Raw genomic sequence first — 18,693 nt, 5'->3', positions numbered from 1 at the left:
CGGCTCAACGCAGCTTCAACGTGGCCAGACCGAGCAGCGCCAGCATGGCGGCGACGATCCAGAAACGGATGACGACGGTCGATTCCGGCCAGCCCATCTTCTCGAAATGGTGGTGAATCGGCGCCATCAGGAAGATGCGCTTGCCCGTCAGCTTGAAGTAGCCGACCTGGATCATCACCGAGGCCGCCTCGACCACGAACAGGCCGCCGACGATGCCCAGCACCAGCTCGTGCTTGGTCGCCACGGCCATCGAGCCCAGGGCGCCGCCCAGAGCCAGCGAACCGGTGTCGCCCATGAAGATCTTGGCCGGCGGCGCGTTGTACCACAGGAAGCCCATGCCCCCGCCGATGATGGCGGCGCAGAAGATGGCCAGTTCGCCCGCGCCGGGCACGTGGTGGACCTGCAGATAGTCCGCGAACAGGAAGTTGCCGACCAGGTAGGAGATGATGCCGAAGGCGCCCGCCGCCATCATCACCGGCACGATGGCCAGGCCGTCCAGGCCGTCTGTCAGGTTCACCGCGTTCGAGAACCCGATGATGGTGAAGGCGGCAAAGGCCACATAGAACCAGCCGATGTTCAGCAGCACCGCCTTCAGGAAGGGGAAGGCGATCGAGGTCTCAAGCCCCGGCGAGGTCGGGGAATGGGTCATCCACAGCACGGTCAGGACGCCGGCGATCACGGCCACGACCGTCTGGGCCAGCAGCTTCTGCTTGGACGTCAGCCCGGCCGAGGTCTGCTTCGTCACCTTGGCGTAGTCGTCGATGAAGCCCAGCACGCCGAAGGCCGCCGTCACGCCCGAGACGATCCAGATATAGGGGTTGGTCAGGTCGCCCCACAGCAGCACGGCCACGCCGATGCCCGCCAGGATCATCAGCCCGCCCATGGTGGGGGTGCCGACCTTGGACAGGTGGGACACCGGGCCGTCGTCGCGGATCGGCTGGCCCCGGCCCTGCTTGGCGCGAATCCAGTTGATGAAGCGGCTGCCCATGGCGACCGCCACGATCATGGCCGTGGCCATGGCCAGGGCCACGCGCACCGTCTGATACTGGATCAGGTGCAGCAGCGGATATTCCTGGGCGATGTCCGCGTAGTAGAGATAGAGCAGGTAGAACATCAGGCGGACTTCCCTTGGGCCTCGGCGGCGACGCGCGCCTCTTGTTCGGCCACGCCGAGATTTGCAAGCGCGGCCGCGACCAGCGAGGCCTTCGACCCGTTCGAGCCCTTGACCATGACCACGTCGCCCGGCTGCGCCAGCAGGGCGGCCTCAGTCGCCAGTTCGGTGGCGGTCGCGCGCCACTCGCCGCGCAGCGACGGCGGCAGGGCGTCGTGCAGCAGGCGCATCTGCGGCCCGGCCGTGTGCACCAGGTCCAGCCCGGCGGCGACGATGGCGGGGGCCAGACCTTCGTGCAGAGCGCGGCTGTGTTCGCCCAGCTCCAGCATGTCAGTCAGCACCACGACCCGGCGACCGCCTAGCCCCACCGGCTTGGCGCCCAGACTGACGAAGCCCGCCTTCATCGACAGCGGATTGGCGTTGTAGCTCTCGTCGATCAGGGTGAAGGCGCCGCCGGGCACAGCGACCGTCCGCTCCTGCCCGCGCCCGGCCAGAGGCTGGAACCCCGCCAGCGCCTGCAGCGCCGTATCCAGCGACACGTCCAACGCCTGCAGCATCAGGATGACGCACAGGCTGTTCAGCCCCCAGTGCACGCCCGACTGGGCCAGCCGATATTCGATGCGCCGGCCGTCCAGCTCGGCCGTGACGGTCGCCCCCTCGCTGTCGGCGACGAAGTCCAGCAGACGCGCGTCGCAGCCCGCATCATGGCCGAAGGTCCGCACCACGGCTCCGGCCTTCTCCGCCCCCTGACGCACGATGTCGGCATGGGCGTCGGCGGCGTTGACCACAGCGATCCCGCCCGGCGCCAGCCCCTCGAAGATGGCGGCCTTTTCGCGCGCCACGCCCGCCTCGCCGTCGGCGAAGGCCTCGATGTGCACCGGCCCGACCGTGGTGACGCAGGCTGCGTGCGGGCGCACGAAGGCCGACAGCGGCCCGATCTCGCCCGGATGGTTCATGCCGATCTCGAACACGGCGCGGTCCGTGCCCTGCGGCATCCGCGCCAGCGTCAGCGGCACGCCGATGTGGTTGTTGTAGCTCTTGATCGAGGCGTGGCTTGATCCGGCCAGATCGAGGCCCGCCTTGATCGCCTGGGTCACGCTGGTCTTGCCGACGCTGCCGGTGACGGCGCCGCGCAGTCGGGCGCGATCGCGGGCGGCGACGCCCAGCGCCTCCAGCCCCTTCAGGGTGTCGGGCACCAGCACATAAGACCCGCCCTCGACCGGCCGGTCGACCAGGGCGACCGTCGCGCCCGCCGCAAAGGCGGCCTCGGCGAACTCATGCCCGTCGCGCGCGCCGTGCAGGGCCAGGAACAGGTCGCCCGGCTGGATCTCGCGGCTGTTGTAGGTCAGGCCCGAGACTGATGCGTCGGGTCCATGAAGCCGTCCTCCGGTCGCCGAGGCGATGGCTTCGGCGGTCCAGAGCGGCGTGTGAGCGTCAGGCATGGTCTTTCAGGGCTTCGGTCGCTTCGGCGGCGTCGTCGAAGGGATGCACGACCCCGCCGACGATCTGTCCCTGTTCATGCCCTTTTCCGGCGATCACGACCACATCTCCTTCGCGCATCAGGGAGACGGCGTGGCGGATGGCCTCGCGGCGGTCGCCGATCTCCAGCGCGTCGGGGCAGCCTGCGCGGACCTGAGCCCGAATGACGGCGGGGTCTTCGGAACGCGGATTGTCGTCGGTGACGATGGCCGTATCGGCCAGACGCCCGGCGATCTCGCCCATCAGGGGACGCTTGGCCCGGTCGCGGTCGCCGCCCGCGCCGAAGACCACGATCAGACGGCCGGTCGCGTGGGGACGAAGCGCGTTCAGCACCGTCTCCAGCCCGTCCGGCGTGTGGGCGTAGTCGACATAGACCTCGCCGCCGCGCGCGCCGCCGGGAATGCGTTGCAGGCGGCCCTGCGCGCCCTGAATCAGCTCCAGCGCCGGGATCACGCGGTCCGGGTCTTCGCCGCCCGCGATGCACAGGCCCGCCGCCACCAGGGCGTTCGACGCCTGGAAGGCGCCCGCCAGCGGCAGCAGGACGTCATGCATCCGGCCGCGCACGTCGAGGGTCAGGCGCTGGCCTTCCGGCGTCGCCCGGCGCGCCAGCAGGGTCAGGTCGCGCCCGCGCTCGCCGACACCCATCACGCCCAGCCCCGCCATGATCGAGGCCGAGGCGAAGGCCGAATAGGCGTCGGAATCCGCGTTCAGCACCGCCGTGCGGCCGCGCGGCAGCAAGGCCTCGAACAGACGCATCTTGGCGGCGCGGTAGTCCTCCATCGTGCCGTGATAGTCGAGGTGATCCTGCGTCAGATTGGTGAAGCCCGCCGCCTTGATCGCCACCCCGTCCAGACGGCGCTGGTCGATGCCGTGGGACGAGGCCTCCAGCGCCAGATGGGTGACCTCCTTGCGGGCCAGTTCGGCCAGCAGGCGCGCGGCCTCGGCGGCGTCGGGGCTGGTCAGGCCGGGGCCGGTCAGGGCGTAGGTCTTGTCGCCCTTCTGGCCGACGACGCCCAGGGTGCCCATGCTGGCCGACTTCAGGCCGAGCCCTGCCCAGATCTGGCGGCAGAAGTTGGCGACCGAGGTCTTGCCGTTGGTGCCCGTGATCGCGACGCAGGTGCGCGGCTGGGCGCCGTAGAAGGCGCGCGCGGCGATGGCGTAGGCCCGGTGCACGTCGCCCGACCCGACCAGAACCGGCGCCGCCCCCGCGGGCGTGTCCGACGGCGCCAGCACGGCGGCGGCCCCTTTCGCCAGGGCCTGCGGAATGAAGGCGCGGCCGTCGGCCTGCGTCCCCGGCAGGGCGACGAACAGGGCGCCGGGCACGACCTGGCGGCTGTCGGCGGTGACGGCGGTGATCTCCGGGTCCGAGGCTACGTCGCGGCGCAGCAGTTCGGAAAGGCGCAGCTGGCTCATCGGCCGTCGCCCTCCACGTCCTGGAACTCGGGGATCTTTTCGCCCAGGGCAGTGGACCAGCGGTCGGCCTTGCGCTCGACGCCCAGGAAGCCCGCGATGCGGTCGGCGATGCGGCCCACGGCGGGCGCGGCGACATAGCCGCCGGTGCGCGGATAGACGCCCGGCTCGTCCATCAGAACGAAGACGGTGTAGCGCTTGGCGTCCACCGGCCCGTCGGCGGGGAAGACCCCGGCGAAGGAGCCGACGGCCACCGCCGGATTATAGCGGCCGTTGACCAGCTTGTTGGCCGAACCCGTCTTGCCGCCCATGCGCAGACCCGGCGCGTCGGCGAACCGGCCCGAGCCGCGCGTGACGTTGCGGCGCATCAGGTCCAGCATGACGGCAGACGTCTCGGGCGAGACGACCTGATGCGTCTGGGCGTTCGGACGCCCGCCCTTGCGCAGGGTCGGCGGCACATAGCGCCCGCCGTTCACCAGCGCGCCATAGGCCGACACATACTGGATCGGCGTGACCATGATGCCGTAGCCGAACGACAGCGACGCCAGGGTGCTGTCGTCCCACTTCCTGACCTTAGGCGGGGCGGCCGATTCCTTCAGCTCGATCGGGGCGGCGTCCAGCAGGCCCAGACGGCGGAAGTAGTCGCGCATCACATCGCCGCCCATCTCGACCGCCAGCCGCGAGGTGCCGATGTTGGACGAATGCAGATAGACCTCCTCCAGCGTCAGCACCTTGTTGGTGGCGTGGAAGTCGGTGATGCGTCGCTTGCCGATCTGCAGCGCCTGGGAGGCGTCGAACAGGGTGTTCATGTCGGCCCGGCCGGTGTCGATGCCGGCGGCGACGGTGAAGCTCTTGAACACCGAGCCCATCTCATAGTGGGCCGAGACGACGCGGTTCAGCGTGGCCTCTTCCGGCGCGGCGTTGCGGCGGTTGGCGTCATAGGTCGGCCACGAGGCCATGGCCAGGATCTCGCCCGTCTGCACGTCGGCGACCACGGCGACGGCGCCCTTGGCCTTGTGCTCCTCGGCTGCGATGGCCAGCTCGTTCTCGACCACGCCCTGAACCCGCAGGTCGATGGACAGGGGGAAGTCCTCGCTGGCGGCGCCCGCCGCGCGGATCTCCTGGTCGAAGGCCAACTCGGCGCCCGCGACGCCCTGGCCGCCCGTGTCCGAACGACCGATCAAGTGCACAGCCGAGCTTCCCAGCGGATAGACGCGACGGTCTTCCGGCTCGAACGTCACTCCGCCCAGGGCCAGGGCGTGGACCGCCCGACGCTCGGACGGCGTCAAGCCGTTCAGGGCGATCAGACGGCGCTCGCCGCTCATCACCCGGTCCAGACGCGCAGCCGAAATGCGCGGCAGGGCGCGACGCAGCTGGGCCTTGGCCGCCGGAATGTCCCAGACCTCGCGCGGGTCGATGTAGAGGCCGTAGTGGGTGATGTTGGTCGCCAGCAGCTGGCCGTTGCGGTCCACCAGATCGGCGCGCGTCAGGGCGCCGGGATGGAAGCCCGCCCCCGCCCCGCCGCGCGGCGTCAGCAGCGCGGCGTGCGCCGCGCCCAGGGCCAGGCAGGAAAAGACGACGCAGAAGGCGGCCATGATCAGGAAGATGCGGACGCGGGTGTCTTCTTCCGGGCGAGCGTCGGCGCGGGCGCGCTCGAACGAATGCTCCAGGTTCCACACCAGGGAGGCGACCCACCGCCCCCAGGCCGAAACGGCGCCGCCGAAGGTCGCCTGCGGGCGGCCGCGATAGCCCATGCCGTGATGGTCATGCACGCTCATTGCACGGCCCCCGCAGCAGACGCCGCAGATGCAGCGACGGGCGCGGCGGCGGGCTTTTCAGCCGGCGGGGGCGCGATCGCGGGCAGGGCCGCCTCGCCCGCCTGCTTCTTCACATCGACCGGACCCAGACCGATCTCGCGCGACAGGGCCTCCAGCCGCGCGGGCTGCTCCAGCCGCGTGACCTCGGCGCGCAGCAGACGCACCCGCTCGCGGTTTTCGCGAATATCACGCTCGATGCGGCTGATCTCAGCGCTCTCCCGCGCAGCCGCCGCCTTGGCGATATAGACCGAGAAGACCAGCGCCAGCACGCAAGCCACGCCGATGATCTCGACGCAGCGCACGCCGCGCACCTTCCACTCGAACAGGCGCTTCACGGGAACGGGCATGGCGATCATGCGCCCCTCCCCTTCATCGCGCCCCAGGCCGGGGCGTCGGTCCGCACCGCCGCGCGGATCTTGGCCGAGCGGGCGCGGGGGTTGGCGGCCAGTTCGGCCTCTCCCGCCTCGCGCGCGCCCTTGAACAACAGGTCGAAGCTGGGCTTGCGCGTCTCGACCGCGACCGGCGCATGGCGCGATCCGCCCGGCGCATTGCCGGTGCGCTCGGTCAGGAAGGCCTTGACGATGCGGTCTTCCAGCGAATGGAAGGTGACGACGACCAGCCGCCCGCCGGGCGCCAGCGTCGCCTCGGCCGCCTCCAGCCCGCGCTCCAGCTCGCCCAGTTCGTCATTGACGGCGATGCGCAGGGCCTGAAACACCCGCGTGGCCGGATGGATGGCGGCGCCGCGACGCCCGCCCAGGGCCTTCTCCACAACCTCGGCCAGATCGAGGGTGCGAGTGAAGGGCTGCTCGACCCGACGACGCAGGATGGCGGTGGCGACCCGGCCCGACTGGCGTTCGTCGCCGTACAGCTTGAAGATATGGGCCAGCGGCCCGTGGTCCCAGGTGTTGACGATGTCGGCGGCGGTCGCGCCCTCATCGCTCATCCGCATGTCCAGCGGCCCGTCGCGCATGAAGGAGAAGCCGCGCTCGGCCTGATCCAGCTGCATGGACGAGACGCCGATGTCGAAGACGGCGCCGTCCAGCTTGGCCTTGCCGCTCTCCTCGAACGCCTCAGCCAGACCCGAGAAGGGCGTGCGGATCAGCTGGAAGCGATCGGGAAAGTCGCGCGCCACGGCCTCGGCGAACGACTGCACCGTCGGGTCGCGGTCCAGCGCCACCACATCCGCCCCACGCTCCAGAATGGCGCGCGTATAGCCGCCCGCGCCGAAGGTGGCGTCGATGATGACGTCGCCCGCCTTGGGCGCCAGCGCCTCGATCACCTCGGCCAGCAGAACAGGGGCGTGCGGAGAGGTCATGCCGCCCCTCCCGCCTTCGCCGCCATCGCCTGACGCCGCATCTCGCCGAACTGCTTCAGGCCCTCGCGCGCCATGCGGCGCTGCTCGGCGCGGTGCGCGGCCCACTTGTCCTTGTTCCAGATCTGAAAACGCTCGCCGACGCCGTAGATGACGACCGTGTCCGACAGGTCGACCTCAGCGCACAGATGCTCCGGCAGGGTGATGCGCCCGCCCGAGTCATAGGCCAGCGGCTTCTGCTCGCCGAAGATCGAGGCCTCCAGCGCCGAGCGGTAGGGATCGCCGAAGGGCAGGCTTTCGATCACCGCGCGATATTCGGCGAACAGCTTGTCGCCGCCCGCTTCCAGGCAATCGGCTTCGATGGAGGGAAAGCAGAAGACGCCGTGCTCGGCGCCGTTCTCGGCCGTGCGGAATTCCTGAGGGATCAGGAGACGGCGTTTGCCGTCCAGCTGCTTCTCGTAGGTCGAGAGAAACACGCCCTGCCCTATCGAACCCTGCGGCCCGTCCCTGAAATCCGTTGAAGAAAGCCCACGCGTCGGGCTTTCAGCCCCTACTCATGAGCCATTGGGATAGCATGGGACTGAATGGGTCTCAATGGGATTAGTTGACGCCCTTTAACCTAATTTGCGGTTCGATCAGCGTCGTCGGGACTGTAAAATCAGAACATACACAGAACAAAATGAGTATTCACAGCCTGTGGACGGGTTCTAACGCCTTGATTTCAACGGAATGGTTAATGAGCCCCCTCTCCTGATGGGAGAGGGCTTGAGCCTCCAAGAGCGAAGCGATTGGAACAGACGAAAGGGTGAGGGTTCGCGGGTGAAGTCGGCCAAAGGCCGTGGCTAGGCGTCAACGCGACGGCTTACGCCGATTGACAGGACAAGCCCCTCACCCTTTCGCGCAAGAACGATCGCCGACGCTCTCGTGCGCTCAAGCCCTCTCCCGCCGGGAGAGGGTCAGTTGTCCCTGAAATAAACACCAGACGGCCTGTAAGCCGGGTTCTGTTCCGCCCGAAAGCGGCGACGATCATTCCTCTGGGCCGCCCATTGCTGGACGGCTCTCGCGACCTACCCGGACGCCTGGGGCGGTGAGCCCTGCGGAGCGAGCCCCGCGCGACGTCCCTATTTGGTCTTGCTCCAGGCGGGGCTTGCCATGCCGTCGACGTTGCCGCCGACGCGGTGGGCTCTTACCCCACCCTTTCACCCTTCCCTGAGCCGAAGCCCAGGCGGTTTGCTTTCTGTGGCGCTATCCCTCGGGTCACCCCGGGCGGGCGTTACCCGCCGCCTTTTCACCGTGGAGCCCGGACTTTCCTCGACAGGAGCAAGCCCCCGCCGCGACCGCCCGGCCGTCTGGCTAGCGCTAGATGCGCGCGAATGGGCGGAAGGTCAATGCGGATGAACAGCCCCTCTCCCGATGGGAGAGGGTCATGTTTTTAATCCAGCACGCCCGTCACGCTCTCGACCGAGGCCAGTTGCAACAGGCCGACCAGACGCGCCCGCGTCTCGCCGTCGGCGATCCCATCGACGCGATCGGGCCGCCAGTGGCGCTGGAAGGCCTCGACCGTCAGGCGGGTTTCCTCGTCATAGGCCCCGCCCGGCTGCACCCCATAGCCCAGCCGGTGCAGGCCCGAGCGCAATACGATGACGCCCAGCCCTTCGTCACCGGGCGACAGGGGCGCGCCCAGGGCGCCGATGCGTTCGGGCGCGGGGTCGAACCACAGGCCGTGCCCGGCCTCGGCCAGACGCTTCCACGGAAACAGCTCGCCGGGATCCTGCTTGCGCTCGGGCGCCAGGTCGGAGTGGGCGATGATGCGGGCGTCGGGGATGGACCAGCGGGTGCGGATGTCGCCGACCAGGGCGATCACCGCCTCGATCTGCGGCTCGGGGAAGGGGCGATAGCCGAACTCATGGCCCGGATTGACGATCTCGATGCCGATGGAGGCGGCGTTGACGTCGGTCTCGCCCTGCCAGGCGCCGCGCCCGGCGTGCCAGGCCCGACGCTCTTCCGGCACCAGACGCAGGATGGAGCCGTCCTCGTCGACGACATAGTGGGCCGAGACCTTGGCCTCTGAGTCGCGCAGGCGGGCGATCGCCTCCTCGGCGGTCTCCATGCCGGTGTAGTGCAGCACCAGAATGTCCGGCGGGCCGCGCCGGGCGTCGAAGTTCGGGGACGGCGCGTCGGTGAAGGCGATCATGAGGGGCCGATCAGCGCCCTTCCTTTTCCCAGCCGTAGGCCACCCAGGTGTCGCCGACCTTCTTGGCGTCGATGACGCCGTCGTCGCGACGACGGCGGGCGCTCATGGTGCGGCGGGCGCGCAGGGCGAAACCGGCGAAGAAAACCAGCACCCCGCCGACGACGGCGATCATGGCCACGGCGGCGGCGGTGAAGACGGCCAGCAGGGCGCCGACCGTCACGGCCAGGGCGGTGGCGATCAGGCCCGCGACCCAGACGAAGGGCGCCAGCAGGCCGGAACCGGGCCGACGGCGCGCGTTGAAACCCAGCTGGCCCATCGGGTCGGAGTTGATCATGAACTCAAAGCCTCTCTCAGCGTCCTGATGAACGCCTGAAGCGCAATGTCGGTCCATCGACCTGAACGGTCAATGCACTGCGACATCACGCGCCAGTCACATTTGTTGTCCCGGCCAAGCCTCAGAAGGCCGGCTGATCCGCCAGGACCACCGCTCCGCGGCTGCGCATCCGGTCGGCCTCGACGCGGCTCAGCATGGCCTGGGCGGCGGGATCGCCCATCACCTGGCCGACCTTGACCATGGTTTCGGCGGCCTGACCCGAGGCGCCGAAGGCGGTCGCCAGCGCCTCCCACGGCGTCTGCGGTTGCGGGAAGCGCTTGAAGCGGACCGTCTCGGACGACGGGATCTTGGCCAGCTGACGCGCCTTGGCGACCGCCTCCTCCAGACCGCCCAGCTGGTCGACCAGACCCAGGCCGTGCGCCTGAGCGCCGGTCCAGACACGGCCCTTGGCGATCTCACGCACGCGCTCGACCGGCATCTTGCGGCCCTTGGCCACACGGGCCACGAACTCTTCGTAGATGCGGTCCATCGAGGCTGCGAAGGCGGCGCGCTGCCCCTGATCGAAGCTCTGCGTCGTGGAGAAGGCGTCGGCGTAGTCGCCGCCGACCGACAGGCCGCGCATGTCGACGCCGAAGCGGCCCAGGGCGTCGGCCAGGACGAACTTGCCGCCGAAGACGCCGATCGAGCCGGTCAGGGTCGAGGGCTGGGCCACGATCCAGTCGGCTTCCGAGCTGATCCAGTAACCGCCGGACGCGGCGTAGGCTCCCATCGACACCACCACCGGCTTGCCCGCCGCCTTGGCCGCGCGCACGGCGGCCAGCACCTGCTCAGACGCTTCCGGAGAACCGCCCGGCGAGGAGACGCGGAAGACGATGGCCTTCACGTCCTTGTCCTCGATGGCCTCATAGATGGCCTTGGCCGTGTCGTCCGAGCGGATGCTGGTCCCGCCGCCGAAGGGCGAGTCGTTGTCGCCGCGGCCGGTCATGATGGCGCCCTCGCCGCCCACGATGGCGATGGCCGACTTGGCCGAGCCGGAGCCTGAGGTGCTACGCGTTCCCTTCAGCGAGGCGTATTCGCCGAATTTGACGATCTTGGCGTTCTTGCCCGCCTTGGTCTTGGCGGCGGCCTCGGCTTCTTCGACCTGGCCGATCTTGTCGACCAGCTTCAGCGACAGGGCCTGCTCCGCCGGATAGGGGCCGGCCTCGATCACGGCCTTCAGGGCCTCGGGCGTGGTCTTGCGGTCGCGGGCGATATTGGCGATGGCGCTGTCGTAGATGGAGCCCATCCAGGCGACCATGGCCTCGCGGTGCGGAGCGGTGAAGTCGCTCTGCGTGAATTCGTTGACGGCGTTCTTGTACTCATACCGCTGCTCGAAGTCGGCCTTGACGCCGTACTTCTGGAAGGCGCGGCCCAGGAAGACGCTGTCGACAGCCAGACCCGTCGCCTGGAAGTTCGCCGTGTTCTGCAGCCACAGCTGATCCGCGCTGGCGGCGACCATATAGCTGGACGTCACGGCGCCGATCGGCGCAAAGCCCTGGCTGTGGGCGATCACCGTCTTGCCCGAGGCGCGGAAGCGAGCGATCGCCTGACGCACTTCGTCGGCCGAGGCGGGCGTCATCCCGACTTCCGGCGCGCGCACCAGCAACACCTTGACGTTGTCGTCGGCCGCCGCCTGAGCCAGCACGTCCACGACCTGAACCACCGACAGGCTGGAGCCGCCGAAAGACGCAAAGGGATTGACCGGCGTCTGATCCGTCAGGCCGCTGCGCAGATCCAGCTCCAGCACCGTATGGGCGGGCGTGGTCGGCTTGGAGGCCCCGGCCGCCATGGCGAAGAAGATCAGCGCCACCACGGGCAGAACGACGAAGAAGGCCACAAGCCCGGCGAAGACGCCCAGCATGGTGAGGAAGAACTGCTTCATGGAAAGGCGGACGTCCAGGATCGCGGCCAGAGGCGGCCAAGCGTGAGGATAGAGGCCGAGCCCGGCGCGTCAAATGAACGGACGGTAATAAACTCATGAAAAAGGGGCCCGCCGTCGCCGGCGAGCCCCCTCCTTCATCGCAAGGTCGCGATCAGCGGCCGATGTCGTAGGTTCCGCTGATATCGATGCGAACCGTCAGCTCGCCCGCTGAAACCGGGGTCGAGGCGCCGCCGGCGTCCATGGCGACGCGGGCGTACATGACCTCAGGACGCGGCTGCGGCGCATAGCCCCCGCCCTCGGTCAGGGAACGCACCGGCCCCAGGTCGACGCCCAGGGCCTGGGCGTACAGACGCGCCTTGTCCTGCAGGGCGCGCACGGCCAGGACGCGGGCCTGGTCCTCGGCCGCCTTCGGATCCTTCAGGCCGAAGCTGATGCCGTCGATCTGATTGACGCCTGCCGTGACCACGGCGTCAGCGGTCGTCCCGACCTTGCTCAGGTCGTTGATCGTCACCGTGACGCGGTTCGCGGCCTGATAGCCGCGCAAGCGGGGCGGTTCGTTCTGCTGATAGTCGTATTGGGCCGACAGGTTCAGGCCCGAGGTCTGAATGTCGCGCTCGGCGATCCCGGCGCGGCGCAGGGCGGCGACGACGCGGGTCATCTGCTGGGCGTTCTGGGCCATGGCCTCCTGAGCCGTCGGGGCCTCGGTCACCACGCCGAAGTTGATCGTGGCCTGATCCGGCGCGACCTTGACCTCGCCATAGGCCGACAGGTTCAGGGCGGGTTGTTGAGCCATGGCGTGCACCTGCATGGGGGAAGAGCCGCCGGGCTGGGATTGAGCAGACGCGACGGCCGGCGCCGCCAAGGTCATCAGGGCCGTGCCCAGCATCAGGGCGCGTGCGGTGCGGGTCATTACGAGGTCTCCGTCGAATTCATTTGGGCGGGCGTGTTCGCCAGCCACGGCCTAACTTGACCGTTTCAAGCTGAACGAACGCAAAAGACCCCTGTGCAGGTTCCGTTCATCGGCGTGAAAAGCGTGACAGGTCCAAGGCGGCTTTGCAGCCGACGCCCCGCCTGCTAGGCACCCCTTGCTGTGCTTCGGGGGCCCGTAGCTCAATGGTTAGAGCCGACCGCTCATAACGGTCTGGTTGGGGGTTCGAGTCCCTCCGGGCCTACCAAATCCGAACGCCTTCATCTCCATTCAAGGACGCGTCATGACCGCCCTTCTCCTCGCCGCCCTTCTGGCCTCCGTTTCCCCGGAGTCCGCCTTCGAGGCTCTGGAGCCGATTCCGGCCGCCGCTCAGGGCGAGGCCATCCCGACCTGCACCGTCGATCGCCGCTGGTGCGCCCTGATCGAGACGGACGAGACCCAGGAGCGCCAGGTGCTGCGCCTCTATGACGGCCTGCCCGACGGCCGGGTACCCGTGGCCTCACACCTCATCGAGAGCGAGAACTCGGAAGGCTTCTGGAGACCGAGCGCCATCTTGCGTCGCGCGGAAAGCGACGACGTCATCCTCGGCGCCGACATGGAGTTGCAGGCCATGTATTCGGGCGGCGGCGGCATGTCGTCCTATCGGACGCTGGTGCGGTTCACGCCGGGCGCGGCGCCGCAGGAGATTCTGACCGTTCCCATGTCCGGGTCGCTGATGATCCGCGCCTGCTTCGGCGAAGAGGACATGAAGCAACGCGCCGGCGCCTGCCACGACGAATATGAGTTCAACGCCGAACTGAAGGCCGAGGGCGACGCCTTTCCGCCGCGCCTGACCTATGCTTCGACCGCGACCACCTTCCCCGGCCCGGTGTCGCGCAACGAGGACTCCCTCGCCAAGCCGCCGCTGAAGCCGAAGGATCTGGTCAAGGCCGTCGACGCCGAATGCAGCGTGCGCCGCGTCTTCACTTTCGATCCGGCGGCGAACGCCTATGTTCCCGACGCGCCCCTGCCTGACTGCGGCGACTATACCGTTCCCTAGACTGCGTTGAGCCCCACCTGATGTCCTACGTCGCCCGTGACGACCGCCCCGCCGACAAGGCTGAACGCTACGCCGAGGTCGAGGCCGAGATCCTGGCCGTTCTGGACGGCGAACCGAACCTGACGGCGCGCATGGCGACGGTGGCGTCGATGCTGGCGGACGCCTTCCCCGTCTTCTTCTGGACCGGCTTCTACGTCGTGGACGCGGCCAAGGGCGATGAACTGGTCGTCGGTCCGTATCAGGGCACGCTGGGCTGCCTGCGCATTCCGTTCGGGCGCGGCGTCTGCGGCGCGGCGGCCAGGACGCGCGAAACCCAGGTGGTCGAGGACGTCCACGCTTTCCCCGGCCACATCGCCTGCGACAGCCGGTCGGCCAGCGAGATCGTGGTTCCGGTGCTGGACGCCTCGGGCGGGTTGATCGCCGTGCTGGACGTGGACGCGACCGAGACGGCCGCCTTCGACGCCGTGGATGCGGCGGCGCTGGAACGGCTGATGGCCAAGGTGTTCGGCGCCTGATGCGAATCGGCGTCGACTTCGGCGGCACCAAGATCGAGACGGCGGCGCTGGATGCGTCCGGGGCCTTCGCCGCGCGAATCCGCGAGCCGAACCCCGGAACCTATGACGCCGCCCTCAACCTCGTCGCCGACCTGATCGCGCGGGTCGAGGCCGAGACCGGACCGGCGCGATCGGTCGGCCTGGCCATTCCCGGCTCGCCGTCTCCGCGCACCGGGCTGATCCGCAACGCCAACTCCACCTATCTGAACGGTCGCCGCTTCGGCGACGATCTGGAGGCCGCGCTGGGCCGCCCGGTGCGGCTCGCGAACGACGCCAACTGCCTGGCCTTGTCCGAGGCGGCCGACGGCGCAGGCGCAGGCGCCGCCAGCCTGTTCGGCGTCATCCTGGGCACCGGCTGCGGCGGCGGGCTGGTCATCGACGGCAAGCTAGTCGAGGGGGCGCACGCCGTCGCCGCCGAGGTCGGCCACATCTCCCTGCCGTGGCCCTCGGCGGAGGAGGCGCCCGGCCCCGCCTGCTGGTGCGGCCTGAGCGGCTGTCTCGAGACCTGGATTTCCGGCACGGGCTTCCAGCGCGATCATGAAGCCGCGACAGGGCGGGCGTGGAAGGCGCAGGCCGTCGTCGACGCCGCCCGCGCAGGCGACGTCCGGGCCGCTGCGGCGCTGGACCGCTACATCGACCGGCTGGGACGAGGCCTGGCCATGGTGGTCAACCTGGCCGACCCGGAGGTCTTCGTGCTGGGCGGCGGCATGTCGAACGTGGTCGAGCTTTACGACCGCCTGCCCGACATCGTGGCGCGCTACGTCTTCTCCGACAGCTGGGAGGGGCGGATCGTTCCGGCCAGATGGGGCGATTCCTCGGGCGTGCGCGGCGCCGCGCGGCTGTGGGACGCCTGATCGCCGATTGATCCCGCGACGCGCGCCGCTATGGTCCGCGCCGAACCATTCAGGAGCGAGACGATGGGCGAACGGATTGCAGCAATCACCGGCGGGCACGGCGCCCTAGGGCGGGCCGTGGTCGAGGCCGCTTTGGCCGCCGGCTGGACCGTCGCCGTCATCGATCACGCCAGCGGCCACGTCGTCCCTGACGGCGTGCTGGAGGTCGGCGGCGTCGACCTGACCGACGCGGCCCAGGCCAAGGCGGCGATCGAGACCGTGGTCGCCCGCCTCGGCCGTCTGGACGCCCTGCTGAACATCGCCGGCGGCTTCGTCTGGAGCCCGGTCGAGGGCGCCGGCGAGGAGTGGGACCGGATGCACGCCCTCAACGTCAAGACGACGCTGAACGCCAGCCGCGCCGCCCTGCCCCATCTGAAGGCCTCAAGCGAAGGCCGCATCGTCAACGTCGGCGCCAACGGCGCGATCAAGGCCGGGCACGGCATGGGCGCCTACGCCGCCTCCAAGGCCGGGGTCCACCGCCTGACCGAGGCGCTGGCCGAAGAGCTGAAGTCGACCTCGGTGACGGTCAACGCCGTCCTGCCCTCCATCATCGACACCGCGGCCAACCGCGCCGACATGCCCGACGCCGATCCGGCCAAATGGGTCGCGCCCGCCGATCTGGCCGCCGTCATCCTGTTCCTGGCCTCGCCCGAGGCGCGGGCCGTGACGGGCGCCCTGATCCCCGTCACGGGCAAGGTCTGATGCGCGCGCGCAGCGTCCTATACCTGCCCGCCTCGAATGCGAGAGCGGTCGAGAAGGCCCGCGCCCTGCCGTGCGACGTGGCGGTGCTGGATCTGGAGGACGCCGTCGCGCCCGAAATGAAGGCTGAGGCTCGCGCGGCCGCCGTCGCGGCGGCGTGCGAAGGCGGCTTCGGCCCGCGCCTCGGCGTGCGGATCAACGGGCTGGAAACGCCGTGGGGCGCCGACGACCTGAAGGCCCTGCATGACGCCCCGGTCGACCTGATCGTCGCGCCCAAGGTCGAGAGCGCGGCCATGGTCCACGCCCTGTCGGCGGCGCTGCGTCCCGGCGTAGACCTGTGGGCCATGATCGAGACGCCGCGCGCCTTAGTCGATCTTGGCGAGATCGCCGGGGCGGACGGCGCCCTGAGCGGCCTGATGCTGGGCGTCAACGATCTGGCCAAGGATCTGAAGACCGGCCCCGCGCCCGACCGGGAGCCGCTGAAGCCGTGGCTGGCGGCGATCGTGGCCCACGCCCGCGCCAACGGCCTGAGCGTCATCGACGGCGTGTTCAACCGCATCAAGGACGAGACGGGCTTCGCGGCGGAGTGCGCGCAAGGCAGGCTGTATGGCTTTGACGGCAAGAGCCTGATCCATCCGTCGCAGATCGAGGGCGCCAACACGACGTTCGGCCCGTCGCCCGATGAAATCGAGTGGGCGCGCAAGGTCGTCGCCGCCTTCACCGCGCCCGAAGCCGCCGGGCTGGGCGTCATCCGCGTCGAGGGCGAGATGGTGGAGCGGCTGCATCTGCAACAAGCGCAGGCGCTGCTGGCGGCGCTGTAATCCCTTCTCCCCTCGTGGGAGAAGGAAGCATGGGGTGGCGCCCTGACTCTACAAACCGTAGACACCATCCCATGACCGCACCGCTTCCGCCCTCGTCGAAAACCCGCGCCTGGGTCTGTGCGCCGGGGGTGTTGAAGGTGCCGTTCCTATCCGCCTTCCTGCCCGATTACGACCTGTCCGCCCTGCCGGGATCGTCGATCGAGGCCGTCCTCGGCTGGGGCATGAAGCCGACGGCGGAAGCAGGCCGACGCTGGGCGGCGAAGCACGGCAAGCCCTATGTCGCGCTGGAGGACGGCTTCCTGCGCTCGGTCGGCATCGGCGAGAGCGGAGCAACCAGCCTCAGCCTGATCGTCGACGATCTGGGCGTCTATTACGACGCCACCCGGCCCAGTCGGCTGGAGCATCTGATCCAGACCGCCCCCGACTGGAGCGACGCCGCCATGAAGGCCCGCGCGCGGGGCCTGATCGACCGTATCGTCGCCTCCGGCGTGTCCAAGACCAATATGGGCGGGCCGCTGGACCCTGGCCTGCTGAAACCGGGCCGCCGGGTGCTGATCGTGGACCAGACCTTCGGCGACGCCTCCATCGGCTATGGGCTGGCGACCGAGGCCAGCTTCTCCGACATGCTGGCGACGGCGCGACGCGACGAGCCGGACGCCCAGTTGATCGTCAAGCGCCACCCCGCCGTGGCGGCCGGGCGCAAGCAGGGCTGCATCCCGGCGGATCACCTTCAGGGCGTCACCCTGATCGACACCGACGTGCGGCCCGCCGACCTGCTGGCGGCGGTGGATGCGGTCTATGTCGTGACCTCGGCCCTGGGGTTCGAGGCCCTGTTGCGCGGCCTGCCCGTGCGCTGCTTCGGCGCGCCCTTCTATTCGGGCTGGGGGTTGACGATCGATACGGTGCAGACTGGACGGCGCGGCGCAGCGCGCGATCTGGAACAGATCGCGGCGGCAGCCCTGATCGCCTACACCCGCTACGTCGATCCCGTCACCGGCCAGCGGTGCGAGGCGGAACAGGCGCTGGAGCGGCTGATCGCCCTGCGCGACCGGGCCGACCGGCTGGCGGGCGACTGGGCCGCCGTCGGCTTCGCCCCGGCCAAGCGGCCGCCGGTGCGCCGCCTGCTGAACAGCCCCAAGGGCCGCGTCCGCTATTTCTGGCGCTCATCCGCCGCCGTCGCCCATGCGCGGGCGACGGGCGGCAAGCTGATCTGGTGGGCCGGCAAGGAGACGCCGCAGATCCGCGCCGCCGCCGACGCCTTCGAGGGGCCGGTCGTGCGCATGGAGGACGGCTTCATCCGCTCGCGCGGGCTGGGATCCGACTTCTTCGGCGCCCTGTCCGTCGCGCTGGACGATCAGGGCGTCTACTACGACCCGACCCGGCCCAGTCGGCTGGAGAGCCTGATCGAGGCGGGCGGGCCGTCGCCGGATCAGGCGGCGCGGGCCGAGGCCCTTCGCGCCCGGGTGGTCGAGGCGGGCCTGTCGAAATACAATCTGAAGGGCGCGGGCGTTCCGGCGCACTGGCCGAAAGACAGGCCGATCCTGCTGGTCGTGGGACAGGTCGAGAACGACCGCTCGATCATGATGGGCTGCGGGCCGGACCTGCGCACCAACTCCGGCCTGGTGAAGGCGGCGCGGGCGGATCATCCCGAGGCCTTCCTGATCTATCGCAACCACCCGGACGTGACGGCGGGCAACCGCCCCGGCCTGCTGGACCATGCGGCGATGGAGGAGGTCGACGCCTCGGCCGACGATCTGGACATCGTGGACTGCCTGAACGCCTGCGACCGGCTGGCCACCCTGACCTCCCTGACCGGGTTCGAGGCCCTGATGCGGGGCAAGCCCGTCAGCGTCTACGGCCGCCCCTTCTATGCCGGATGGGGCCTGACCGACGACCGGCTGGCGTTTGAGCGCCGCACGCGCCGCGCCAGTCTGCAAAGCCTCATCCACGCCGCCCTGATCGGCTATCCGGTCTATGTCACGCCGGACGGCTGGCCGTGCGAGGCCGAGGATCTGGTCGAGGCCCTGATCGCCGCGCGCGACCATCCCCTGCCCGCCCCGCCGCGCGGCCGCATCAATCGCTGGTGGCGCGGCATAAAGGCCAGTCTCGACCGCAGCCCTCCCCCGGCCTATTGAGGACGTTCGTCATCGCAACGGACTGAGTCCGGCCCGCGAGGCGCCC

17 protein-coding genes, 1 tRNA gene and 1 other RNA gene are annotated in these 18,693 nt (G+C 69.6%); 7 read left to right on the top strand and 12 right to left on the bottom strand.

Features of this window, described 5'->3' with window-relative positions; all coding sequences use genetic code 11:
* Window positions 1-4: 4 nt before the first annotated feature.
* From mraY to ACU5AP_RS00275, 12 genes are all read right to left on the bottom strand, one after another.
* Window positions 5-1,114, bottom strand: a complete 1,110-nt coding sequence (mraY, locus tag ACU5AP_RS00330) for a phospho-N-acetylmuramoyl-pentapeptide-transferase (RefSeq protein ID WP_003165834.1) — start codon at window positions 1,112-1,114, stop codon at window positions 5-7.
* A complete protein-coding gene (locus ACU5AP_RS00325) occupies window positions 1,114-2,553 on the bottom strand; it encodes a UDP-N-acetylmuramoyl-tripeptide--D-alanyl-D-alanine ligase (RefSeq protein WP_128720565.1) in 1,440 nt (479 codons plus the stop codon). Before ACU5AP_RS00325 ends, mraY begins: the two co-directional genes overlap by 1 nt.
* Complete coding sequence (locus tag ACU5AP_RS00320) at window positions 2,546-4,003, bottom strand: UDP-N-acetylmuramoyl-L-alanyl-D-glutamate--2,6-diaminopimelate ligase (RefSeq protein ID WP_128720566.1); 1,458 nt, start codon at window positions 4,001-4,003, stop codon at window positions 2,546-2,548. The genes ACU5AP_RS00325 and ACU5AP_RS00320 overlap by 8 nt, the downstream gene beginning before the upstream one ends.
* Window positions 4,000-5,778, bottom strand: a complete 1,779-nt coding sequence (locus ACU5AP_RS00315) for a peptidoglycan D,D-transpeptidase FtsI family protein (protein WP_128720567.1) — start codon at window positions 5,776-5,778, stop codon at window positions 4,000-4,002. Before ACU5AP_RS00315 ends, ACU5AP_RS00320 begins: the two co-directional genes overlap by 4 nt.
* Window positions 5,775-6,173, bottom strand: coding sequence for a cell division protein FtsL (gene ftsL / locus ACU5AP_RS00310; protein WP_313416957.1), 399 nt, complete (start codon window positions 6,171-6,173; stop codon window positions 5,775-5,777). The genes ACU5AP_RS00315 and ftsL overlap by 4 nt, the downstream gene beginning before the upstream one ends.
* Entirely contained in the window at window positions 6,170-7,132 is a 963-nt protein-coding gene (rsmH, locus tag ACU5AP_RS00305; protein ID WP_446680650.1) for a 16S rRNA (cytosine(1402)-N(4))-methyltransferase RsmH, read from the bottom strand. Before rsmH ends, ftsL begins: the two co-directional genes overlap by 4 nt.
* The gene (locus ACU5AP_RS00300; protein WP_446680649.1) at window positions 7,129-7,605 is read right to left on the bottom strand and encodes a division/cell wall cluster transcriptional repressor MraZ; all 477 of its coding nucleotides are present in this window, start codon (window positions 7,603-7,605) and stop codon (window positions 7,129-7,131) included. Before ACU5AP_RS00300 ends, rsmH begins: the two co-directional genes overlap by 4 nt.
* Before the next feature lie 498 nt (window positions 7,606-8,103).
* An RNA gene (gene rnpB / locus ACU5AP_RS00295) (RNase P RNA component class A) lies at window positions 8,104-8,482 on the bottom strand.
* Between the two features lie 79 nt (window positions 8,483-8,561).
* Window positions 8,562-9,323 carry an N-acetylmuramoyl-L-alanine amidase gene (locus ACU5AP_RS00290; RefSeq protein WP_003165841.1) on the bottom strand — a complete coding sequence of 254 codons (762 nt, stop codon included), beginning with the start codon at window positions 9,321-9,323 and terminating at the stop codon, window positions 8,562-8,564.
* Between the two features lie 10 nt (window positions 9,324-9,333).
* Entirely contained in the window at window positions 9,334-9,657 is a 324-nt protein-coding gene (locus ACU5AP_RS00285) for a hypothetical protein (protein ID WP_040345987.1), read from the bottom strand.
* A 121-nt stretch (window positions 9,658-9,778) separates the two neighbouring features.
* A complete protein-coding gene (sppA, locus tag ACU5AP_RS00280; protein WP_446680648.1) occupies window positions 9,779-11,578 on the bottom strand; it encodes a signal peptide peptidase SppA in 1,800 nt (599 codons plus the stop codon).
* Between the two features lie 151 nt (window positions 11,579-11,729).
* Complete coding sequence (locus ACU5AP_RS00275; RefSeq protein ID WP_040345993.1) at window positions 11,730-12,488, bottom strand: SIMPL domain-containing protein; 759 nt, start codon at window positions 12,486-12,488, stop codon at window positions 11,730-11,732.
* Between the two features lie 189 nt (window positions 12,489-12,677).
* Between ACU5AP_RS00275 and ACU5AP_RS00270 the strand changes: the two genes are divergently transcribed.
* The 7 genes from ACU5AP_RS00270 to ACU5AP_RS00240 all read left to right on the top strand — a co-directional run bounded on the left by ACU5AP_RS00270 (window position 12,678) and on the right by ACU5AP_RS00240 (window position 18,647).
* Window positions 12,678-12,753: transfer RNA gene (locus tag ACU5AP_RS00270), tRNA-Ile, on the top strand.
* Between the two features lie 36 nt (window positions 12,754-12,789).
* Window positions 12,790-13,545, top strand: a complete 756-nt coding sequence (locus ACU5AP_RS00265) for a hypothetical protein (RefSeq protein WP_446680647.1) — start codon at window positions 12,790-12,792, stop codon at window positions 13,543-13,545.
* 20 nt (window positions 13,546-13,565) lie between these two features.
* Window positions 13,566-14,060 (top strand): GAF domain-containing protein, encoded by a 495-nt coding sequence (locus ACU5AP_RS00260; protein WP_128116012.1) that lies wholly within the window; start codon window positions 13,566-13,568, stop codon window positions 14,058-14,060.
* On the top strand, window positions 14,057-14,953 hold the full coding sequence (locus ACU5AP_RS00255) for an ROK family protein (RefSeq protein ID WP_164918075.1): 897 nt from the start codon (window positions 14,057-14,059) through the stop codon (window positions 14,951-14,953). Before ACU5AP_RS00260 ends, ACU5AP_RS00255 begins: the two co-directional genes overlap by 4 nt.
* 63 nt (window positions 14,954-15,016) lie before the next feature.
* The gene (locus ACU5AP_RS00250) at window positions 15,017-15,694 is read left to right on the top strand and encodes an SDR family NAD(P)-dependent oxidoreductase (protein ID WP_440229205.1); all 678 of its coding nucleotides are present in this window, start codon (window positions 15,017-15,019) and stop codon (window positions 15,692-15,694) included.
* A complete protein-coding gene (locus ACU5AP_RS00245; RefSeq protein ID WP_128720574.1) occupies window positions 15,694-16,512 on the top strand; it encodes an HpcH/HpaI aldolase/citrate lyase family protein in 819 nt (272 codons plus the stop codon). The genes ACU5AP_RS00250 and ACU5AP_RS00245 overlap by 1 nt, the downstream gene beginning before the upstream one ends.
* Window positions 16,513-16,583: 71 nt before the next feature.
* Complete coding sequence (locus ACU5AP_RS00240) at window positions 16,584-18,647, top strand: capsular polysaccharide biosynthesis protein (RefSeq protein WP_223850969.1); 2,064 nt, start codon at window positions 16,584-16,586, stop codon at window positions 18,645-18,647.
* Window positions 18,648-18,693: the final 46 nt, after the last annotated feature.

This window comes from Brevundimonas sp. RM1 (assembly GCF_052907225.1).
Note: the sequence above shows the minus strand (reverse complement) of the source record. Positions and strands in the feature narration are given on the sequence as shown.

Excerpts from the sequence above, each read along its gene's own strand:
- mraY (WP_003165834.1), bottom strand. The coding sequence starts at position 1,114 with ATGTTCTACCTGCTCTATCTCTACTACGCGGACATCGCCCAGGAATAT.
- ACU5AP_RS00325 (WP_128720565.1), bottom strand. The coding sequence starts at position 2,553 with ATGCCTGACGCTCACACGCCGCTCTGGACCGCCGAAGCCATCGCCTCG.
- ACU5AP_RS00320 (WP_128720566.1), bottom strand. The coding sequence starts at position 4,003 with ATGAGCCAGCTGCGCCTTTCCGAACTGCTGCGCCGCGACGTAGCCTCG.
- ACU5AP_RS00315 (WP_128720567.1), bottom strand. The coding sequence starts at position 5,778 with ATGAGCGTGCATGACCATCACGGCATGGGCTATCGCGGCCGCCCGCAG.
- ftsL (WP_313416957.1), bottom strand. The coding sequence starts at position 6,173 with ATGATCGCCATGCCCGTTCCCGTGAAGCGCCTGTTCGAGTGGAAGGTG.
- rsmH (WP_446680650.1), bottom strand. The coding sequence starts at position 7,132 with ATGACCTCTCCGCACGCCCCTGTTCTGCTGGCCGAGGTGATCGAGGCG.
- ACU5AP_RS00290 (WP_003165841.1), bottom strand. The coding sequence starts at position 9,323 with ATGATCGCCTTCACCGACGCGCCGTCCCCGAACTTCGACGCCCGGCGC.
- ACU5AP_RS00285 (WP_040345987.1), bottom strand. The coding sequence starts at position 9,657 with ATGATCAACTCCGACCCGATGGGCCAGCTGGGTTTCAACGCGCGCCGT.
- sppA (WP_446680648.1), bottom strand. The coding sequence starts at position 11,578 with ATGAAGCAGTTCTTCCTCACCATGCTGGGCGTCTTCGCCGGGCTTGTG.
- ACU5AP_RS00275 (WP_040345993.1), bottom strand. The coding sequence starts at position 12,488 with ATGACCCGCACCGCACGCGCCCTGATGCTGGGCACGGCCCTGATGACC.
- ACU5AP_RS00265 (WP_446680647.1), top strand. The coding sequence starts at position 12,790 with ATGACCGCCCTTCTCCTCGCCGCCCTTCTGGCCTCCGTTTCCCCGGAG.
- ACU5AP_RS00260 (WP_128116012.1), top strand. The coding sequence starts at position 13,566 with ATGTCCTACGTCGCCCGTGACGACCGCCCCGCCGACAAGGCTGAACGC.
- ACU5AP_RS00250 (WP_440229205.1), top strand. The coding sequence starts at position 15,017 with ATGGGCGAACGGATTGCAGCAATCACCGGCGGGCACGGCGCCCTAGGG.
- ACU5AP_RS00245 (WP_128720574.1), top strand. The coding sequence starts at position 15,694 with ATGCGCGCGCGCAGCGTCCTATACCTGCCCGCCTCGAATGCGAGAGCG.
- ACU5AP_RS00240 (WP_223850969.1), top strand. The coding sequence starts at position 16,584 with ATGACCGCACCGCTTCCGCCCTCGTCGAAAACCCGCGCCTGGGTCTGT.